Origin of the sequence: Burkholderia sp. HAN2018 (genome assembly GCF_024704855.1) — a bacterium.
Taxonomy (GTDB): domain Bacteria; phylum Pseudomonadota; class Gammaproteobacteria; order Burkholderiales; family Burkholderiaceae; genus Burkholderia; species Burkholderia cepacia.
Genome location: NZ_QOBB01000026.1, coordinates 14,354 through 30,192, shown reverse-complemented (window position 1 = coordinate 30,192; position 15,839 = coordinate 14,354). Strand labels below are relative to the sequence as shown.

16 protein-coding genes are annotated in these 15,839 nt (G+C 66.7%); 5 read left to right on the top strand and 11 right to left on the bottom strand.

What is annotated here, in order from left to right; all coding sequences use genetic code 11:
- Window positions 1-89 precede the first annotated feature (89 nt).
- Both DPV74_RS41955 and DPV74_RS09035 read left to right on the top strand, forming a co-directional pair.
- Window positions 90-290, top strand: coding sequence for a BPSL0761 family protein (locus tag DPV74_RS41955; RefSeq protein ID WP_060372730.1), 201 nt, complete (start codon window positions 90-92; stop codon window positions 288-290).
- A 129-nt stretch (window positions 291-419) separates the two neighbouring features.
- Window positions 420-1,031 (top strand): hypothetical protein, encoded by a 612-nt coding sequence (locus tag DPV74_RS09035; RefSeq protein ID WP_060372729.1) that lies wholly within the window; start codon window positions 420-422, stop codon window positions 1,029-1,031.
- Between the two features lie 463 nt (window positions 1,032-1,494).
- On the opposite strand, the gene DPV74_RS09030 is transcribed toward DPV74_RS09035, so the two are convergent.
- The gene (locus tag DPV74_RS09030; RefSeq protein ID WP_119337027.1) at window positions 1,495-2,628 is read right to left on the bottom strand and encodes an AAA family ATPase; all 1,134 of its coding nucleotides are present in this window, start codon (window positions 2,626-2,628) and stop codon (window positions 1,495-1,497) included.
- A 41-nt stretch (window positions 2,629-2,669) separates the two neighbouring features.
- Entirely contained in the window at window positions 2,670-3,539 is an 870-nt protein-coding gene (locus DPV74_RS09025; RefSeq protein WP_119337026.1) for an RNA ligase family protein, read from the bottom strand.
- A gap of 737 nt (window positions 3,540-4,276) precedes the next feature.
- On the opposite strand from DPV74_RS09025, the gene DPV74_RS09020 reads away from it, so the two are divergent.
- The 3 genes from DPV74_RS09020 to DPV74_RS09010 all read left to right on the top strand — a co-directional run bounded on the left by DPV74_RS09020 (window position 4,277) and on the right by DPV74_RS09010 (window position 7,876).
- Window positions 4,277-5,425, top strand: coding sequence for an RNA ligase RtcB family protein (locus tag DPV74_RS09020; protein ID WP_027787381.1), 1,149 nt, complete (start codon window positions 4,277-4,279; stop codon window positions 5,423-5,425).
- On the top strand, window positions 5,419-6,033 hold the full coding sequence (gene prfH, locus DPV74_RS09015) for a peptide chain release factor H (RefSeq protein WP_119337025.1): 615 nt from the start codon (window positions 5,419-5,421) through the stop codon (window positions 6,031-6,033). The genes DPV74_RS09020 and prfH overlap by 7 nt, the downstream gene beginning before the upstream one ends.
- A 382-nt stretch (window positions 6,034-6,415) precedes the next feature.
- Window positions 6,416-7,876 (top strand): MFS transporter, encoded by a 1,461-nt coding sequence (locus DPV74_RS09010; RefSeq protein ID WP_119337024.1) that lies wholly within the window; start codon window positions 6,416-6,418, stop codon window positions 7,874-7,876.
- A gap of 214 nt (window positions 7,877-8,090) precedes the next feature.
- Here the strand turns inward: DPV74_RS09010 and DPV74_RS09005 are convergent, their stop codons facing one another.
- The 9 genes from DPV74_RS09005 to DPV74_RS08965 form a co-directional block, all read right to left on the bottom strand.
- Window positions 8,091-8,852: an O-methyltransferase gene (locus tag DPV74_RS09005; protein ID WP_119337023.1), complete on the bottom strand. Its 762-nt coding sequence runs from the start codon at window positions 8,850-8,852 to the stop codon at window positions 8,091-8,093.
- Between the two features lie 104 nt (window positions 8,853-8,956).
- Window positions 8,957-9,253 (bottom strand): 4Fe-4S dicluster domain-containing protein, encoded by a 297-nt coding sequence (locus DPV74_RS09000; protein WP_059700385.1) that lies wholly within the window; start codon window positions 9,251-9,253, stop codon window positions 8,957-8,959.
- A gap of 2 nt (window positions 9,254-9,255) precedes the next feature.
- Window positions 9,256-9,564, bottom strand: a complete 309-nt coding sequence (locus DPV74_RS08995) for a hypothetical protein (RefSeq protein ID WP_027787384.1) — start codon at window positions 9,562-9,564, stop codon at window positions 9,256-9,258.
- Between the two features lie 351 nt (window positions 9,565-9,915).
- Window positions 9,916-10,473 (bottom strand): RNA polymerase sigma factor, encoded by a 558-nt coding sequence (locus DPV74_RS08990; RefSeq protein WP_027787385.1) that lies wholly within the window; start codon window positions 10,471-10,473, stop codon window positions 9,916-9,918.
- A gap of 478 nt (window positions 10,474-10,951) precedes the next feature.
- Window positions 10,952-11,845, bottom strand: a complete 894-nt coding sequence (locus tag DPV74_RS08985; RefSeq protein WP_060063110.1) for a LysR family transcriptional regulator — start codon at window positions 11,843-11,845, stop codon at window positions 10,952-10,954.
- A 114-nt stretch (window positions 11,846-11,959) separates the two neighbouring features.
- Window positions 11,960-12,787: an alpha/beta hydrolase gene (locus tag DPV74_RS08980; RefSeq protein ID WP_060205497.1), complete on the bottom strand. Its 828-nt coding sequence runs from the start codon at window positions 12,785-12,787 to the stop codon at window positions 11,960-11,962.
- 252 nt (window positions 12,788-13,039) lie between these two features.
- A complete protein-coding gene (locus DPV74_RS08975) occupies window positions 13,040-13,423 on the bottom strand; it encodes a VOC family protein (RefSeq protein ID WP_027787387.1) in 384 nt (127 codons plus the stop codon).
- 22 nt (window positions 13,424-13,445) lie between these two features.
- A complete protein-coding gene (locus DPV74_RS08970; RefSeq protein ID WP_119337022.1) occupies window positions 13,446-14,408 on the bottom strand; it encodes a hydroxymethylglutaryl-CoA lyase in 963 nt (320 codons plus the stop codon).
- Between the two features lie 22 nt (window positions 14,409-14,430).
- Complete coding sequence (locus DPV74_RS08965; RefSeq protein WP_119337039.1) at window positions 14,431-15,621, bottom strand: CaiB/BaiF CoA-transferase family protein; 1,191 nt, start codon at window positions 15,619-15,621, stop codon at window positions 14,431-14,433.
- Window positions 15,622-15,839: the final 218 nt, after the last annotated feature.

Genomic DNA, 15,839 nt, shown 5'->3' with positions numbered 1-15,839 from the left:
GCCGCAATGACGGGCGGTGTACCGGTTCGTGCGGTGACGTTGTCGCGTCAGGTTCCGGGCGGTCAACGTATATTGGTGAACCGTCTCCGATGACCACAGCGTACGAGCGCACGAAAGCCGTCCTCGAAACGCGCAAGCTTTTGCCACTGCGTGGCTCCCCCATCGGGGCCACCACGCGCGACATAGTTCGGGACGCCGCGCTGTTACACCTTCGGCACTATCCGCTGGACATCGACCTTGAGATATCAGCTGTGACATTGCCGGGAATCTGGGTTGCTCGTCAGCGGTAACGCGCTGGCGCGACAGGGCTCTCGGAGAAAATTGTGGTCGCTCGAGAACGCGGGTAATGCTGCAGTGCGCTACGAGTTGACTCGCCCGACGCCGCTGCATTGCACTGAATCAACTTTTCGGGAAGTGGTATGACACAACACCTTCAGGACGTCGTTGGCAAGCTGTATCGGTCACCAGTTGACCACGCACGTCAGGTATTCACGGTGTCGCGAAGCGAAGCAGAAAGACTGCCCCGTCTGCCGTCGGTGGCCGTCATCTCAATCACTGCTCCGGAGCGCTCGACAGCCAATCTCGACGGCTTCGACCACCTGCTACGTCTGAGCTTCGCTGACGTGGACTTCCTGAAATCAGACCTGTCCAGAAAAGCAATCAAGAGCCTCACTCATGCATTCACCCCCGGGCACGCTGACATGATTCGCTCGTTCGTCGAATCCCTGCCCGGCGAAATCACCGCGATTGTCGTCCACTGTGAGGGCGGCTACTCGCGGTCGTGCGCCGTAGCACTCGGACTTCATCGGCTATATGGGTACAGCGTGGAAATGGAACATCTCGCTCATGCGAACTCCTCAATACTTTCCGTGATGACGGGGCACGACAGCATGGACCGCAGTCGCGCAGAGCACCGCCAGCTGGCCATATCGCGTGATGCCGAGAAGGAACTCAAGGTCGCGCTCGCAGGCGGGACGCGATTCGAAAGAAAATCCCGAAAATCGCTGCGGCGGTCGGTCCCTCGGAAATGAAGCAGGGCAACGCCTCAAGAATTGACAAGCGATTAGAGATTCAGCTTACGGCTGGTGTCAAATGAACACGAGCGTTCTCAAGCAACGCCTTCAAGACGTCGTTGGCAAGTTGTACCCGTTCAATTGGTCATGAACAATTTGGCGCCGATACTATTCGTCGATTTCGACGGAGCGCTCCACGTCGGGAACACATACATCGGCGAGGATGACTGCGTCCGGAACAACGTGTACGAGCCGCCAGCCGGGGTAAGGTATAAAGAAGTAGCCCCAGCGCCCTCATCTTTCATTCGCGCAGATGGAAATGGCCGACCTGTTCGAGAAGCTCGGCCAGCCCGATCTCGTCACCGCGTTGCGCGCGTGTGCGACGCAGCAGAATCCTGCGCTGAAATGATGCGAGCCGGTATGCCGCAATGACGGGCGGCATACCGGCTCGTGCGGTGACGTTTGCCGCGACGTTGCCGCATCAGACTTCGTACCGCACCGCGTGCGCCTCGGTGGGCAGCGGCGGATCCCAGCGCGGCAGCATTGCCTCGAGCGCGCGGTTCGTCAGCGACGTGTCACGCCGCGCGTTACGGCGCAACAGCTCCGCGCGCGGCTGCTCGAGATAGACGAGCGTCACGTCGGCGCCGTACGCGAACAGCAGGTCGAGCGTCTTCTTGCGCATCAGCGGCGACAGGTTCGTTGCGTTCCACACGAACGGCCGCTTCTCCCGCAACAGCGCTTTCGCGGCGTCGACCGCATGGTGCGCGACGGCGCCCTCGTTTTGGCCATGGCGCAGCCCCAATGCATCGCGTGCATCGTCGAACGACACGACGGGCAGGTCCGGATGATGCCGCGCGACCCAGGTGTTCTTGCCCGACGCGGGCAGGCCCGACATCACGACGACCCGCGAGCCCGGCGTGCGGAACAGCGGATAGTCGGGATGCACGTCCGCGCCGCGAAAGTAGCTGAGCGCGGTGTGCGCATCGGCGAACGCGCGCGGCTGGCCATAACACCCTTCCTCCCGCGCCAGTTCGCGCAACAGTTCGATGTTGTCGAGCACGCGCTGCGTATCGCTGCAGATGCGCCCGCGCATATCGGCTTCGGCGAGCAGGCACAGCAGCGGCAGGCTCACCTGCCACGACAGTTCGCGCGCGATGAACTCGGGCGTGCCGCGGCGCGACCCGCTCATCGCGAAGAACGGCACCTGGTGCACGGCGATCATCCGGCAGATCGCCTCGCGCACCGCGAACGGCACGCCGGCATCCCACAGCGCGATACGCGCATCGATCGCCCCCTTGCGCGAGTGGCCGGGATGACCGATCGCGCCGGTGACGGGATCGACGACCGTCGTGCGGTACTTCGCGATGTCGTGCAGCAGCGCGGCCAGGAACACGATTTCCTGGTCGGCGCGCGATGCGGCCTGATAACCGGGCAACGCGAGCAGCGCATCGATCACCATCGTCGTATGCGTCCACACGTCGCCTTCGCCGTGATGCGCCGGTTCCTGCGGTGTCGTCTTCGCCTGTTCGAGCGCGGGAAACGCCGCGATGCATGCGCGGTAGTCCGGCTGCCGTCCGGGCGCGGGCACGAGTGCCTGCAGTTGTTCGTACTTCATGATCAAGACTCCTCTCGAAACGGCGCAGGGCCGTTCCGCATTCATGGGTGCGCGCGCGTCGCGGCGATCGATCGCCACGTGACCGTCGGCCGCGGCGCATACAGGTCGACATCCGGCGCGAGCAGGTTCGGGATGAACGGCTGCTCCGAGTGATGGCGCGCCGATTCGAGAATCGCCTGCACGAAATCGTGGCGGACCCACTTCAGGCGCGCGGTCGTCGTGTCGTCCGTCTCGACCTTCACGTAGAGCCCTTCCGCGCGGGCCGACTTGTCGCACTGCTGCCATGCGCGCGCGAGGTCGAGCCCCTGCCGCCGCACCGTTTCCTCGAACGCGCGACGCCAGTCCGGCGTCTTCGCGAGCGACGGGCCGAGCAGGGCCTTCAGGTCGGCGAGCCGCGCCGGCGCGATGCCTTCGTACAGCACGGGCACCGACAGCACGGGCCCGTCGGCAAGCAGCGCACGACGCGCGCACGTCGACAGGAAACGGCCCGTCGAGCGGTCGAACACGTCGAATTCGAAGAAGTGATGCGGCAGCGCGTCGTAGAACACTGCGTGCTTCTTGCTCATCGTCTCGCCGTACATCACGTAGCGATCGCCGAGGCGGTCGAGCAGCCAGCCTGCATGGGCGGCGGCCCACGTCTTCACGAAACCGAACTGCCGCTCGCGGCCGCCGCCGGCCAGATAGTGGCCGCGCGACTGCAGCAGCAGTTCGCCCGCCGGGCCGAAGCTGATGCCCGTGTTCGCGCCGTCGAGCTTTTCCTCGACGACGATGTGTGCGCCCGCGAGGGTGCGATAGGGAACGTGTTCGCGACCTTCGTCGCCGTCCTGCAGGCGCGAGCCTTCGAGATGCGGCGTGCGCGGGTAGCGGGCGAGGTCGAGCGATTGCGCGTATGCGCGAAAATCCAGCGTCATGGTCTTTCTCCGGAAACAGGGGAAAAAGCCGACGACGTGAACGAACGGTCTGGTGTGCGTTGCGGTGTCAGTGCTTGTCCGGGCGCGTTCCTGCAGTCGACGTTCCGGCGCCGCGAGGCAGACGGAAACGGGCAGGACGACACGCGGCCGGGACGGCAGTCGTCGGCGTATCAGGCGAAGGGACGAATGTTTGCGGGCACTTGGATCACCGGTTCGATGAGGGTTCAGGGATGAAGCAGGCGGATGCTACGAAACGGCTTTTGCACTGTCAAGCGCTGTCGGAACCCGCTGATGCGGCCGCCTGCATGCGTTGAATACCTGCTGTGGCGTGCCGCACGCGCCATCGGCACGAACATTGTCAGGATGTCTATATGTGTGTTTTTCGCCACATCGGGCGACGATTCGATGGGCACCGCCGCGCTACCCGCTTGCTGCGCCCGCTGCGTGCATGCTAGAGTCGCCGCCATTCCGATCAACCCCTCACTCGCAAGGAGAAGAACATCATGACGTCACGCCAACGCTCCTCCCGTCGCGGGTCGTAGTCCGGGTTTTTCGCGTTCGTCCGTTTCATCGTTCACGCCACGCAGCCGCACACCGTATCGCCGTCACGGCGATGAGCCGGGTCGTTCCGATCCGGTCGTGCCGCCCTCTTCCCGACTTCCGATGTCAGGCAGCGCATTCGAGCGCTGCCTGTGCCATGGCCCGCCGTTCTACCTTTTCATCGAACGGAAACCTCCATGGGCAATTCCATGCAATACCTGGGCGAGCGCGTCACCTTGTGCGCTTGCGCCACCACCTGGATCGAAGGTGAGGCCATCCGGCAGCTCGAACACGCTGCCACCCTCCCCGGCATGCGGCGTGTCGCCGGCATGCCCGATCTTCACCCCGGACGCGGCTACCCGGTCGGCGCCGCGTTCTTTTCGACGGGCCGGCTGTACCCGGCGCTGATCGGCGGCGATATCGGCTGCGGAATGGCGCTGTGGCAAACCGCGCTCGATGCGCGGCGCGTCAGCGCGTCGAAGCTCGCGAGCCGGCTCGGCTCGATCGACACCACGCCCGATGCAAGCTGGCAGCCGCTCATCGCGGCCGCCGGGTTCGCGGATCACGCGTTCGCGGCATCGCTCGGCACGATCGGCAGCGGCAATCATTTCGCGGAAGCGCAGCGGATCGACGCGGTGTACGACGCCGATGCCGTCCAGGCGCTCGGCCTCGATCACGACCGCCTGCTGCTGCTCGTGCACAGCGGGTCGCGCGGTTTCGGCCAGTCGATCCTCGAACAGCACATGCGCGAGCACGGCTACAACGGGCTCGACGACACGGATGCCGCATGCACGGCATACCTTGCGCGCCACGACGCGGCGTTGCGCTACGCGATCGCGAATCGCGACCTGATCGCGCGGCGCATGCTGGCGCGCTGGCGCAGCGACGGCCGGTGCGTGCTCGACGTGAACCACAACCTGGTGAGCCGCGCGCGCGTCGACGGCGAGCCCGGCTGGCTGCATCGCAAAGGTGCGACGCCGGCCGATGCGGGGCCGGTCGTGATTCCCGGGTCGCGCGGCGACTACAGCTATCTCGTCGCCCCCGTGCGGCCCGACGATGCGGCCAGCCTCGCGTCGCTTGCACACGGCGCGGGCCGCAAGTGGGCGCGCGGCGATTGCAAGGGGCGTCTCGAACGGCGCTTCACGCCGTCGCAGCTCACGCGTACGCCGCTCGGCAGCCACGTCGTCTGCGAAGACCGCGAACTGCTGTACGAGGAAGCGCCGCAGGCCTACAAGCCGATCGACAGCGTCGTCGACGCGCTCGAGGCGGCCGGCCTGCTGCGCAAGCTCGCGCGGCTCGCGCCGGTGCTGACCTACAAGACGTCCGGGGAGGCAGGCCGATGCTGATGCAGATTTCTTCCGCGCACGGGCCGCTGGAGTGCCAGCTCGCCGCGGCCAATGCGTTGCGGCGCCTGCAGGCGGAAGCCGATGCGCAGCGCGTCGTCGTCACGATGCTCGATGTGCAGCCGGGCGAGCGGCCCGGCACGCTGCGCTCGGCGCTGCTCGATCTCGACGGTGCCGGCGCGCAGGCGCTGGCGGACCGCTGGACGGGCACGCTGCAATGGATTTGCGCGAGCCCGTACCGGTTGCGCCATCCGCGCAAGAACTGGTTCATCGGTGTCACGCGCTGCGCCGACGCGCAGCCGCTGCCGGATGGCGACGTGCGGTTCGAAGCGATGCGCGCACGCGGGCCGGGCGGCCAGCACGTGAACAAGACGAGCTCGGCGATTCGTGCGACTCATGTCGCGACCGGCCTGTCGGTGCGCGTGGAAAGCGAGCGCAGCCAGCACGCGAACAAGCGCCTCGCGCTGCAGTTGCTGCAGGTTCGACTGCAGCAGGAAGCCGACCGTCACGCGTCCGACGCGCGCCGGCAGCGGCGGATGCAGCACTTTGCGCTCGAGCGCGGCAACCCCGTGCGCGTGTTTCACGGGGCGGCGTTCGTGCCGGCCGACTGAGCATGACGGCCCGACTGCCGGCGGTTGTTTCGCCGGCAGTCGCGCAACGGGCCTCATGGTTTTCCCGGCCAGCCGGTTGCGTGAGCGCGCCGGCGGTTCCGGTGCGCGACCGCACGCCACGCAGGCTGCACGGGCCTCACGCGCGGATGCCGGCTGTCGCGTGTTCCGCACCCTTTCTGCGCGGGAAAGGATGCTTGAAACATCCGCAATTATCACGTGCCGCGGATTTGCCCACCATGTGCCGGACGATCGGTACAGCCCGCCTGTCCGGCCCTTTCAACGGCCTTGCGGTGCCTGCCGCCACGTCGTGCGACCGGATGCATCGCGCCGGTCGCGAACGGCCGGGCTTCGCGCCACGGCGTACCGATAATCAGGAGACACGATGAACAGCCATTCCCTCGATCTCGGCGGCAACGCGGGCGAACCCGCGCCCGCACGACCTGCGTCCGCCGCCGGCACGGGCGCTGCCGGGTCGGCCCTCCCCGCCCGCCGCGTCACGCTCGGCAATTTCATGGACGACCTGCCGGTTGGCGCATTGCACCGGTTCGTCGTCTGGGTGATCGGTATCGGGCTGTTTTTCGACATGTACGAGATCTTCCTCGTCAGCACGATCGGTTCCGCGTTGCAGAACGAATACGGGCTGAGCCGGCAGAGCACCGATTTCAAGCTGCTGCTGGCCTCGGCGTTCATCGGCATGTTCGTCGGCGCGATGTGCCTCGGCAGCCTCGCCGACCGCATCGGCCGGCGCAAGGCGTTCCTGCTGACGCTCACGTGGTACAGCGCGTTCTCGCTGGTCGGTGCGTTCTCCGTGAACGCCGACATGCTCGTCGCGTGCCGGTTCCTGACCGGCATCGGCGTCGGCGCGATCTATCCGGTTGCCGACAGCTTCCTGTCCGAGATCCTGCCGAAGGAAAAGCGCGGGCGGCTCGCCGCGTGGGCCTATACGACTTCCTATGTCGCGGTGCCGCTCGTCGGTTTCCTCGCGCTGTGGCTGAATCCGCTGCACGTGGGCGGCGTGGCCGGCTGGCGCATCATCCTCGCGATCGGCAGCCTCGGCGCGGTGTACGTGCTGTTCGTCCAGCACCGGCTGCCGGAAAGCCCGCGCTGGCTGCTCGCGCAGGGCCGCACCGCCGATGCGTACGCGGCATTGCGGCGCTTCGCTGAGGGCACCGGCGTGCGCGTGCCCGAGCAATTCGCGGAACCGGTCGAGCCGCAACGGCCGCTCGGGCTCGGCGAGCGTATCGCGCTGCTGCGGCGCGAACCGTACGGCGCGCGCTACCTGATGCTCGCGATCTTTCATCTGTTCCAGGGCTTCGGTTATTACGGCTTCGGCACGCTGGCCGGCACGGTCGTGAAGAGCCGCGGCTTCGACGTGACGGACAGTACGCTGTTCATCGCGCTGTCGTTCATCGGCTATCCGGTCGGCTCGCTGCTGTCGATTCCGCTGCTCAACTGGATCGAGCGCCGCACGCTCGTGATTGCGTCGATCCTGTCGATCGCGGCGTTCGGGCTGTGCTTCGCGTACTCGGGCCAAACCGTGCTGATCGTCGGCTTCGGGTTCCTGACGACCTGCGCGTCGAACGTGTTCAGCAACGCGTATCACGTGTACCAGGCGGAGATCTTTCCGGCGCGCGTGCGCTCGACGGCGATCGGCAGTACCTATGCGCTGTCGCGCATCGTCAGCGGTGCGCTGCCGTTCGTGTTGCTGCCGGTGCTCGGCGGTTACGGCGCGGGCGCGATGTTCGGCGTGATCTCGGTTGCGCTCGGCATTGTCGCCGTCACGCTGCGCGTGCTCGGGCCGCTGACGACGCGGCGCAGCCAGGACGAGATCAATCCGGTTTGAGCGTGTGTCGATGCGGGGCGCGGGAACGCGCTCACGCATCGTTCCTGATGCTTCGCGGATGGCCGGGCTATCGGTCGCCCGGCGGCCCACGGCAGACGGTCGCATCTTCCGCGCACGGTCACGGTTACGGCCGCGGTCACGCAACGCCCGCGTGCGCCGACCGCTGGCGGGCGAAATCCGAAGCGGGATGCCCGGCGATCGACGGTTGCGCCCTTCACTGCGCGCCGTCGCGGCAAGGGCCCTGCGACGCCATGTCCGCTCGAGAAACGACGACCGTGAATTCGATCCCGGATTCAAAATCCAGTGTCATGGTCGAGAAGCGCGGATCGTCATCGAGATAGTGCTTGTACGGTCGAACGGCGTCCTCGGCCGTGTACATGTTATCGGCCAGAACGATCGACCCCGGGCGCAGCAAGCGCTCGATCTGCCTGAACAACTTCAGGTAGGCGTCGGCCCAGACGTCGATGAATACCATGTCGAAGTGCCCGTCCAGCTCGGCAACGGTCTCGAATACGTCGCCCTCCCGGATGTCGACATGGGCGTCCAGGCCCGCCGTGCCGACGTGATCGCGCAATCGGGCGCACTTGAGCGGGTCGCGCTCGGTCGCGACGACCACGCCACGGCCCAACGTGCGCAGTGCCTCGGCGAAATACAGCGTGGACACGCCGCACGAGCTGCCGAGTTCGAGGATGCGGGCCGGCCGTTGCGAGAGCACCATGTTGCGCAAGAACCCGCCCGTTTCCGGCGACACGGCCAACGATAGCCGGCTTCCTTCCGGGGATTCGAAGTCGTCGGTGAACAGCCCGAACGTTTCGAGAAACCGCCCGCGCAGACGAGGGGCGATCGCTTCGTATTCCTCTGCTAACGACAGAAGCTCCTCGTTCGATCCCGGGAACTGCGCGCGGGCGCGGGCGATGATTTCGGTCCGGCTCTCTTCGTGGAGCCGTCGCAGAAGAACGGCGGTAGGTGATGCCATGTGCGTTCCTTGACGAGATTGATCACGTCGACGATGTATCCGGCGGCGCCTCTCCTGCCAGGGTTTCGGCGCGGTCGCTCGATATCGGCGACATGCGGAGGTTGTCATGCGATTCGGGCGAGCGTGATGGCGCGCTCGGGGCACGCGGTCACACACAGTCCGCATGACCGGCACGCATGCGCGTTCGGCGTGTAGGCGACTTCCATGCCGTGCACGCGCAGCTTCAGGCGATGCATCAGGCCGAGGCCGACGTAATCGGCCGGGTCGATGCGTCTGACCTCGAACACGTTTTCAGGGCAAACCGCGACACAATCCCCTTTGCCTTCGCAACGCTTCAGATCGACGACCGGCGCGATCACACCCGGTTGCTGTTTGCAGTCGCCCGTGGATTTTTCGCGCACGTTCACGCTCCCGAGGGCCGGTCATCGCCGGAGCGCCACGCGTTGCGGAAATGCTCGCGTTCCTCGGGCGTCATCGATTCCCACTTGCGCCAGTGGCGCCGGCCGCGCCAGCCGTGGTGTCCGCGGAATCCGCCGAACAGGATGCGGCTCAACACGAGCAGGCCCAGCGCCCGGGCGAAATCGATCGTACGGGCCCCGACGAACAGCGCCGGCATCACCCAGTTCCACAACATCATGACGACCCATCCGAGCACGCCTATGGCAATCAACGCGAGCACCGCCTTGCCCGCGCATCTGATTCGAAAATTCATTTGTCGACTCCTCTAGGGTCTGTTTACATATGGAACGCACATGCGTTGCCACGAGAACGGCCGCTCGCGAGGCGCGTGACGCCGCGAATACTGACGTATTCGCAAGGAGCGCAACGCGGCGAGCGGCCGTTCTCGTGGCAACCCCTAATTAAAAAATTCATTCCACGGGAATGCCCGAAATCGCCCGTATGGCGGCGTCGCTCGTCGCTTGTCCCCCAAGGGGACTTCCTGCGGGGCGTTTGGCTCGGCCAAACGGCGCTCCTCACTTCTTGCCCTACGCCCCGGAGGAAGTCCCCTTGGGGGACGAGCGATTTCGGGCATTCGCATGTGCGTTCCATATGTAAACAGACCCTAGATATTGTCCAGTTCGTCATGAATGAGCTGCAGTCGTGCACGCAAATGCAAGACCGCATAGCGTTTGCGCGCGAGCAGCGTATTGAGCGCAACGCCGCTTTGCGTGGCCATCTCCTTGAAGGAACGGCCCTCCAGTTCGTGCGCGATAAATACCTCGCGCTGATTCGCCGGCAGCTCGTCGAGCGCATCCTGCAAGGCTTCGAGCAGGAGCGTGCGCGCGTAGACTGCTTCGGGGCCGGCGTCGTGCGCCGGCAGCACGAGATCCAACCGGTACTCGCTGTCCGCGTCGTCGTCGGCCTCGGACAGATCGGTCAGCGGCTGCTCCTTCTTCTTGCGAAAGCGGTCGACGATACGGTTGCGCGCGGCGCGGAACAGCCACGCGCTCACCTGTTCGATCGGCGCCGGAAGCCGGTAGGCCTGGACGAATTCGTGAAACACGTCCTGAAGGATGTCCTCGGCATCGTCCGGGTCGCGAATCCGACGCCGGATGAAGCTCACCAGCCTCGTTCGTTCACGCATCACTATCGCGGTGATGTCGCGGTCTGGGTCGGTCATGTGCGTGAAGTGGGTGGCGATTCCATGCACCTGAAGACGTTTCAGGCGCGGGAATATTGTGTCGAGTGTGAAAAATGACTGCTCAACGGGGCGGCTTCAAGGGGGAGATCGGTTACACAGCCCGTCCAGCGGGCAGCAATTGGTCCGGCCCGACGGTCATCGCCGACACGAGCGGGAACGGTGTAACGATAGTGCAAGGAACGAACTCGCGACGACAAGGCGAAGTGTGCGGGCGGCAGGCACGGGCGTTGCCGGGCCAGACAGGAAAGTACGTGCCGTGCTCGCGACTGTCGGCTGCATCCGGGTTGTACTACTCGCCGGCTGTTCGCGGTCGTCCGCCGGTCGGTCTGACGCGGCTGCTACGAATCGGCTTCCCGCAACGGCATCGGCTTCCCGCCGCGGCGAGCCGAACGCGCCCCGACGATCACCCTTCCCCGAAGCCGCACCGCGACAATCCCCGCCAGCTCGCAGGCTGGCCTCAACGCGCCGACATGAAATCGAACAGCTTCGCGATATCGGTCGTCAGCACGGTTCCGGCCTTCACGCCGACCCAAAGCGTGCGCGTCGCCCACGCATCGTCGAGCGTCACGACCCCGAGCCGAGCCGCGCGCTCGCCGGTCACCGCGTCGCGCGGCAGGATGCCGATTCCGAGCCCCGCCTCGATCATCCGGCTCACGCCGTCGAAATTCGATACCTGGATCCGCAGCTTCAGCGAGCGCTCGACCGCGAACGCGGCGTCGGTCATGCGCGCGAGCAGCGAACTGCCGTCGCTGAGCCCGACGTAGTCCTCGTCGAGCGTGTCCGCGAAGCGGATGCTGTCGCGCGCGGCGAACCGGTGCGTGCGCGGCACGAGCAGCACGAGTTCGTCGCGGCGGTACAGCCGCCGTTCGATACCGGGGGCCGGCACGTTGTCGGCGAACACGCCGAGATCGGCCTTGCCGGACGCGAGCGCATCGACGATCTCGTGGCTCAAACGCTCCTCGAGGCTGACCTTGATACCCGGATTGTCGGTGAGGAACGCCGCGAGATCGGCGGGCAGGAACTGGACGATCGCGGACGTGTTGGTCCACACATGGATGTGGCCACGCACGCCGGCGACGTAGTCGCTCATCTCGTGCGCCATCCGGTTGACCTGCTCGATCACCTTCGCCGCATGGTCGAGCAGCGCGCGGCCCGCGGGCGTCAGCTCGACACCGCGCGCATGCCGGACGAACAGCGCGCTGCCCGTCACGCTTTCGAGCTCGGCGATGCGCTTGCTGACCGCGGACAGCGTGAGCTGGCCGTGCTCGGCCGCTTTCGTCAGGCTGCCGTGCTCGGCGACGAGCGCGAACACGCGCAGCGATTGCAGATCGAAATGAAGCGGGTTCACCATGTCGTGGGTCCTGGGTAGGCCAGGCCGGCGCTTGCCGTCAGCACGGCGGCCTGACGCCGATCATACGCCCGGCCGCCCCCGCGCGATACGGTGCGGTACGGCGCAAAACAGCGCCTAGCGCGGCGCGATCGACTGCAACGCGGCGAGCATCGCACCGTCCGGTTTCGCGAGATCGTCGAGCACGTCGAAGTGCCGCATGCCGGGGAGCCCGACGTGGACGATCCGTTCGCCTGCCGCTTCGCATGCCGTCGCATAGTCGCGTGCCTGCCGGACGAGTTCGGGCAGCTCGGCATCGCCGACCGCAACGACCGTCGGTGCGCCGGGCCCGACATGGCGCAACGGGCTGTACGCGTCGACTTCGCGCGCGCTGAGCTGCAGCTTGTCGTTCAGGACGCACAACGAGATCGGTTCGAGATCGACGAGCGGGCTGATCGCGAGCGCCGACACGACGGCCGGATGCGCGCGGTACACGGCCGTCAGGTGGCCGCCCGCCGAATGGCCGCTCAGGTGGATCGGCCGCCCGGCGGTGCCGATTGCGTCGGGGTCGTTCGCCAGGTAGTCGAGCAGCGCGCCGATCTCGCCGACGATGTCGGTCATCGTCGCGACCGGCGCCAGCGTGTATTCGGCGAGTATCACGTCGAAACCGCGCGCGAGCGGCCCGCTCGCCGCGTACGCGAAATCCTCTTTCGCGCAGTGCTGCCAGTAGCCGCCATGAATGAACACGAACAGCGGCGCATCGGGCCGACCGCACGACAGCCAGTCGAATCGCTGCGCGGGCTGCGCACCGTAACGCAGGTCGCGCCGGCCGCGCGTCGTGTCGTAGAGCGCTGCGCTGCGCGCCTGCATCGACGCCAGCAACGCAGGGAAATCGGGTACCACCTTCGTGTTCAGATAGGCGGCGTCGAGTGCCGCGCGGTCCATGCCGCGATAGAGGATCGTCATCGGAATCGTATGGGTCGGGTTGCGGAAGCGCGGACGCAGGCGTCGCGTCCGGTGCGAAGGCGGCTTCTCAGTCGCCGAAGCACGCATTATCCGCAGCGCGGCACGGGCCGGCTATCCGGAATCGGCGAGCGCGGAAACCGGCTGTCCGTTTTCGGCGGCAGATCGACGCGGCATGCGTTCGCACCGGTACGATCCGGGCCGCATGCGCGATGGCACGAGATGCCCGCCGGCGCGCCCGGCGGTCGGCTCGAATCAGATCAGCTCGGAGATCTCGATCAGGTTCAGGTCGGGATCGCGCACGTAGACCGAGCGGATCTTCCGCGTCGCGCCCGTGCGTTCGACGGGTCCTTCGACGATCGGCCATTCGACGCGCTTCAGGTGCGCGATCACGTCGTCGAGCGGCACCGACGCGATGAAGCACAGGTCGAGCGCGCCGGGCACCGGCACATGCGCTTTCGGTTCGAACTCCGCGCCGCGCACGTGCAGGTTGATCTTCTGGTTGCCGAAGCGGAACGCGATCCGGCCGGCTCCGAAGGTTTCGAGCTGCATCTGCAGCACCTCGGTGTAGAAATGCGTCGTCCGGTCGGGATCGACGCAGGTCAGCACGAGATGGTCGAGGTGGTCAATCAGTGCCATGAGGTTCGCTCCGGTTGGTCGTTCACGAGAAAGCGCGTTGCGCGGGCATGTCGCCGGCGTCCGCGCGCGGTGGCGGATGAAGGTCCGAGCGGCGCCCGGCCTTCAGGATCTGGCTTGGCACGTCATGGCCGATCAGCGCGGGCAGCCGCGCCGACGCGGCCAGCACGGCCGCGAGATCGACGCCCGTATCGTAGCCGTCGAGTTCGAGCATGTGCACGAGTTCCTCGGTGCACGCGTTGCCGGTCGCGCCCGGCGCATACGGGCAGCCGCCGAGGCCGCCGAGCGATGCGTCGAAGCGGTCGATCCCGGCGTCGAGTGCCGCGAGCGTGTTCGCGAGCGCCATCCCGCGTGTGTTGTGGAAGTGCAGCGTGAGCTGCAGCGCGCCGAAGCGCTCGTGTGCACGTGCCGACAGTTCGCGCACTTGAGACGGAAATGCCATGCCCGTCGTATCGCACAGCGTGAAGCCGTGCACGCCGAGATCCGCGAAGCGCTGCATCCACGCGAGCACGCCCTCGGCCGCGACGTCCCCTTCCATCGGGCAGCCCATCGCGGTCGACAGCGAGACGTTGATGGCGACACCCGTGCCGCGTACCGCGTCGATCACGTCGCGCAGCTGTGCGAACGATTGCTCGCGCGTCATCCGCAGGTTCGCACGGTTGTGGCTTTCGCTCGTCGACATCACGAGGTTCACTTCGTCGACGCCGCACGACAGCGCGCGCTCGGCGCCACGCACGTTCGGCACGAGCACCGTATAGACGACGCCCGGTGCGCGCGCGATGCCGTGCATCACGGCCTCGGCGTCGCGCAGCGCGGGGATCGCCCTCGGCGACGTGAACGACGTGACCTCGATCTTCGCGTAGCCGCAGGCGCTCAGCGCGTCGACGAGCGCGATCTTGTCGTCGGTGTCGACGAATGCCGCTTCGTTCTGGAAACCGTCGCGCGTCGCGACTTCGTGGATGTAGAGCCGTGTGCGTTGCCCGCTCATGTCGTCGTCTCCTGGTTCGGGTTCAGATCACGCCGCGCGTGCGCCAGTCGCCGCGCGTCGCCGCATCGATGCCGAGCGCTTCGAGTACCGCGTCGGTGTCCGCGCCCAGCGCGGGCGCCGGGCGCTCGATGCGCCCGGGCGTCGCACCGAGCTTCGGCACGATGCCGGGCACGAGCACGGGCGTGCCGTCGGGCAGCGCGGCATCGACGAGCATGTCGCGCGCGCGGTAATGCGGATCGGCGGCGATGTCGGCCACGTCGTAGATGCGCCCGGACGGGATGCGTGCGTCGTTCAATGCGGCCAGCACGGCGTCGAGATCGTGCCGTGCGCTCCACGCGCCGATCGCCGCGTCGATGCGTTCGACCTGCGCGACGCGCCCGTCGTTGTGCGCGAGCGCGGGATCGTTGCCGAGATCGGGCCGGCCGATCAGCTCCATCAGGCGCCGGAAGATGCTGTCGCCGTTCCCGGCAATCAGTGCGTACCGGCCGTCGCGGCAGCGATACGCGTTGGTCGGCGCGATGCCGGGCAGGCTGCTGCCGGCCGCCTCGCGCACGGCACCGAACGCCGAGTATTCGGGCAGCAGGCTTTCCATCATGTTGAATACCGACTCGTACAGCGCGACATCGACGACCTGCCCCTTGCCGCCCTGCTGCTCGCGATGCCGCAGCGCGAGCAGCACGCCGATCACGCCGTGCAGCGCCGATAGCGAATCGCCGAGCGAGATGCCGACGCGCACCGGCGTGCGGCCCGGCTCGCCGGTCAGGTGCCGCAGGCCGCCCATCGCCTCGGCGATCACGCCGAAGCCGGGGCGGTCGCGGTACGGGCCCGTCTGGCCGAAGCCCGACACGCGCAGCATCACGAGCCCCGGGTTGATCGCGGACAGCGCGTCCCAGCCGAGCCCCCAGCCTTCGAGCGTGCCGGGCCGGAAGTTCTCGATCAGCACGTCGGTTTCCGCGACGAGGCGGCGCACGACGTCCTGCCCTTCGGGCGTGCGCAGGTCGAGCGTCAGCGAGCGCTTGTTGCGCGACTGCGCGGCCCACCAGACCGACGTGCCGTCGTGCAGCAGCCGCCATTTGCGCAGCGGGTCGCCGAGTGCAGGCGGCTCGACCTTGAGCACGTCCGCACCGAATTCGGCGAGCATCCTGCCCGCGAACGGGCCGGCGATCAGTTGTCCGAGTTCCAGCACGCGGATGCCGTCGAGGGGGCGTGTCATGGCTGTCTCCGATGAAAGCGTGTTGTCGATGACGGCGATCATGACGGCGTTCCCGCCCGGCGAAAATCGATCGATGCTCAACCAGCCTTTCCGAAACGGAAAGGCGTGCGCCGCGGCCGTTCACATATGCGGTGCGCCAGTCTTTCCATCCGGGAAAGCGCACTGGCGCAACGGTCAAACGACGGCCCGCGCGCCGCCGGCAGAATCGAACCCGTTCC